A 3126-nucleotide genomic window follows, 5' to 3' on the forward strand; every position below is an offset into this window, starting at 1 on the left:
CGTCACAACGGCAAGGTCGAGCGCTACAACCGCATCCTGGCCGAGGAGTTCCTCTACGCCCGCGAATGGACCTCCGAGCAACACCGATCCCAGGCCCTCGAAGTCTGGAACGTCCACTACAACTACCGACCTCACACTGCCGCCGGGAACCGGCCACCAGCGACCCGACTCCACGCCGGCGTCACCAACGTCATGAGCTCATACACCTAGCCCGGTGACGTCATTGGGGCGCGACCAACCCCGTGCCCGCCACCCCTTCACACCGGTGGCCAGCACCCCGGGCCCCGCACGGCATCAGGTGGGATCCCACGGTGATCGTTCGAGCCTGTTGAGCTCATCGAGAACCTGGTCGACGGCGGTGGTCGGGATGCGGAAGTCGTTGCCCTCCGAAGCCCGCAGGCGGTCGCGCACGTGGGCGAGCATGGCGAGTTCACGCTCGACGTCTGCAGCGGTGCGGTCACTCACGGTCCCATTTTGTCCTGCGTGGGCGGTGATCAACAGCATGCACCCCACGCCTCGCCGCAACGAAAGCAACGATGTAAGATTACGGTGCAAACGTAGCAAGGAGTGCTCATGTCGACCCACCGATCGATCTCTCCCCGGCGACACCACAAGCTCGCCGGCTACCGCCTGCGCCGAGACACCGCCACCGGCCGCTACGCACGTGCCGGCGACCGTCCGCACGCCGCTCCGTCACCGGACGAACGGCGTTTGTCGGATCTGTCGACCCCCGAACTGATCGACGTCGTCGCCTCCGAACTCGCCGCCCGCCCCGAGATGCACCTGGTCCGCAACCAGGTCACCGCACTGCTGGCGATGGCACCGACCCTGACCGACCGCACCCAGGCCGCCCGGATCGGCGCCGACCTGGTCGACGACGCCATCGCACAAGCCGAACTCGAGCAGGCCGCCCGCCGGCACATCCTCGACCACCCGATGCTCACCGCCGGTCAGGTCGCCGCCGTCCTGCACCGACCCGCAGCCGATCGCACCGTCGCCTCCCGCCTGCGCACCACCGGCAAGGTCGTCGCCCTGCCCGTCGGCAACAGCTACCGGTACCCGGCATTCCAGTTCGACGAGGCCACCGCCTCAGTCCATGCGGCCGTCGCCGCCGTCAACACCGCCCTCGGCGCCGCCGCCGACCCGTGGGGTGTGGCCTCGTGGTGGCTGACCCCCTCCACCCGCCTGCCCGAGGGGCAGACCCCGGCCGACCTCGCCGCCGACCCGGACCCCGCGGCCGGCCGGAAGCTCGAGCGGCTCGCCTCCGCGGTGCTGCCCGACTGATGCCGAACATCGAACCACCGGCCGCAGGTTTACTCCGGCCGGCGCACCGGACCGTGCTCACCGCTGGCACAGTGGTGTGGCGGGTGCACAGCAGCCACCGCGCCCCGCACACCCCGAACCCGACCGCGCAGCCCGACGAACTCGCCGGCGGCCGGTTCGACTCCCTCGACGGCAGCTACGCCTACCTCTATATCGCCGACACTCCCGACGGGGCGATCGCCGAAACCATCTGCCGGGACCTCCCCCTGGACCCCACCATCGCCCGGATCGTTCCTTCGTCCGCCGTGGCCGGTCGCACCCTGACCGCCCTCACCGTGACCCGCTCCCTCACCACCGCCGCACTACACGGCCCGCACCTGGCCGCGGTCGGACAAGACCTCTGGCTCACCAAATGCGAAGCCCGGCACTACGTCACCACAAGGCGATGGGCCCACGCCATCCGCGCCGCCGACCCCGACCTCGACGGACTCGCCTACCGGCCCCGCCACAACGAAGACACCCTCGCCTGGATCCTCACCACCGACCCCGCGATCACACCCCACCCCGACCTGACCGTCGACCCCACCACCCACACCCCTACCACTCGACCACGGCCCCGGCCGCGACCTCGTCGCCCGCATCATCGCCGACCACAGCGCCATCCTCTCCCCCACCTGAGCCGCAGCAGCGAGAACAACCTCCGACAAACGACACCGACGGTGATGCATTGGGGTGACGGGCTAGCCGCGATCGTTGAATATCTTTACCTCACACGCTATTTCAAACAACTACGGCCGAGGAGATCCTCGAGACTTCGCGTAGGCCTCGAGCACAGGGCTGCGGGAGGCAGTCGGTCGGACGGCCACAGGTTGCGGAGCGAATCCCACCACCGATGCCACTGACACAGATGCAGATCCGAACTGAGCTCTGGTCGTTACGTTCGAGGGCCTCGATGGCTTCAGTTACGCAATGCGACAACGTCTTCGTCGAGAAATCCCTTCAATCCGCCACTGAAGACATCGTTGTCGTCGCCGGCGACCATATGACCGGCCCCGGCAACGTCAATCAGTGTGGCGGTCGGGATCAGCTCGAGCAGCTCCTTGGCGCCTTCCTCGCTGACCACATGGGATTGCTTGCCACGCACGAGCATCGTGGGAACGGTGACCGCCGCCGCGGCGGCCCGGGCACGTTCGTAGCGCACGATCGAATCCGCCTGGCGAGTAGGTTCGTCGCCCTGGCGAAGGAACGCCGGATCCCAATGCCAGAACCAGCGCCCATCACGCAGGCGGAGGTTCTTGCGCAACCCGTCCGGGTTGGGCTTGCGAACACGGTTCGGGGTATACGCCGCGATCGCCGCAGCAGCGTCGTCGAGACTCGCGAAACCCTCGAGTCCACTGCGCATGAACGCCATGATCTCCGCGGTACCGCTGGTTTCGACCTTCGGCGCGATATCGACCAAGACCAGCCCCCGGGCAAGCTCCGGGTTCTCCCCTTGCCCGATCAACGACGTCATCCCGCCCATCGAGGCACCGACGAGCACCGGCTTCTCCCCCAGCCCGGCGACGACCGACGTCAGGTCGGCGACCAACGCATCGATGCCGTAGTCCCCGTCCGGTGCCCACTGGCTGTCCCCATGCCCACGTGCGTCCACGGCGATCGCGGACCAGCCGTCCGCCGCGAGGCTGCGTCCGGTGTTCCGCCAGGAATGGCGGGTCTGCCCGCCGCCGTGCAGCAACAGCACCAAGCCCTTTCTGTCGACGCCGGATCCGCCAGCCCCCGGTGACGGTGGATCCCACCGGTCGGCAGCGAGCGTGACACCGGCACCGCGGAGTTCGGGCTGTGTGACTACGGGATCCATAAAGT

The 3126-nt window shown here is 68.1% G+C and carries 5 protein-coding genes; 3 read left to right on the top strand and 2 right to left on the bottom strand.

The genetic code is table 11. The features are described from left to right. The coding region (locus WAW17_RS25460) for an integrase core domain-containing protein (protein ID WP_422335656.1) at window positions 1-210 on the top strand (210 nt) is incomplete at its 5' end. 84 nt (window positions 211-294) lie between these two features. On the opposite strand, the gene WAW17_RS25465 is transcribed toward WAW17_RS25460, so the two are convergent. After that, on the bottom strand, window positions 295-465 hold the full coding sequence (locus tag WAW17_RS25465; protein WP_422335657.1) for a hypothetical protein: 171 nt from the start codon (window positions 463-465) through the stop codon (window positions 295-297). Window positions 466-573: 108 nt separating this feature from the next. On the opposite strand from WAW17_RS25465, the gene WAW17_RS25470 reads away from it, so the two are divergent. Further along, window positions 574-1284, top strand: a complete 711-nt coding sequence (locus WAW17_RS25470) for a hypothetical protein (RefSeq protein WP_422335658.1) — start codon at window positions 574-576, stop codon at window positions 1282-1284. Next, complete coding sequence (locus WAW17_RS25475) at window positions 1284-2165, top strand: RES family NAD+ phosphorylase (protein ID WP_422335659.1); 882 nt, start codon at window positions 1284-1286, stop codon at window positions 2163-2165. The genes WAW17_RS25470 and WAW17_RS25475 overlap by 1 nt, the downstream gene beginning before the upstream one ends. Window positions 2166-2221: 56 nt before the next feature. Here WAW17_RS25475 and WAW17_RS25480 read toward each other — a convergent pair whose 3' ends face one another. Beyond that, a complete protein-coding gene (locus WAW17_RS25480) occupies window positions 2222-3121 on the bottom strand; it encodes an alpha/beta fold hydrolase (RefSeq protein ID WP_422335660.1) in 900 nt (299 codons plus the stop codon). Window positions 3122-3126: the final 5 nt, after the last annotated feature.

This window comes from Rhodococcus sp. (in: high G+C Gram-positive bacteria) (assembly GCF_049286785.1).
GTDB lineage: Bacteria > Actinomycetota > Actinomycetes > Mycobacteriales > Mycobacteriaceae > Rhodococcus_F.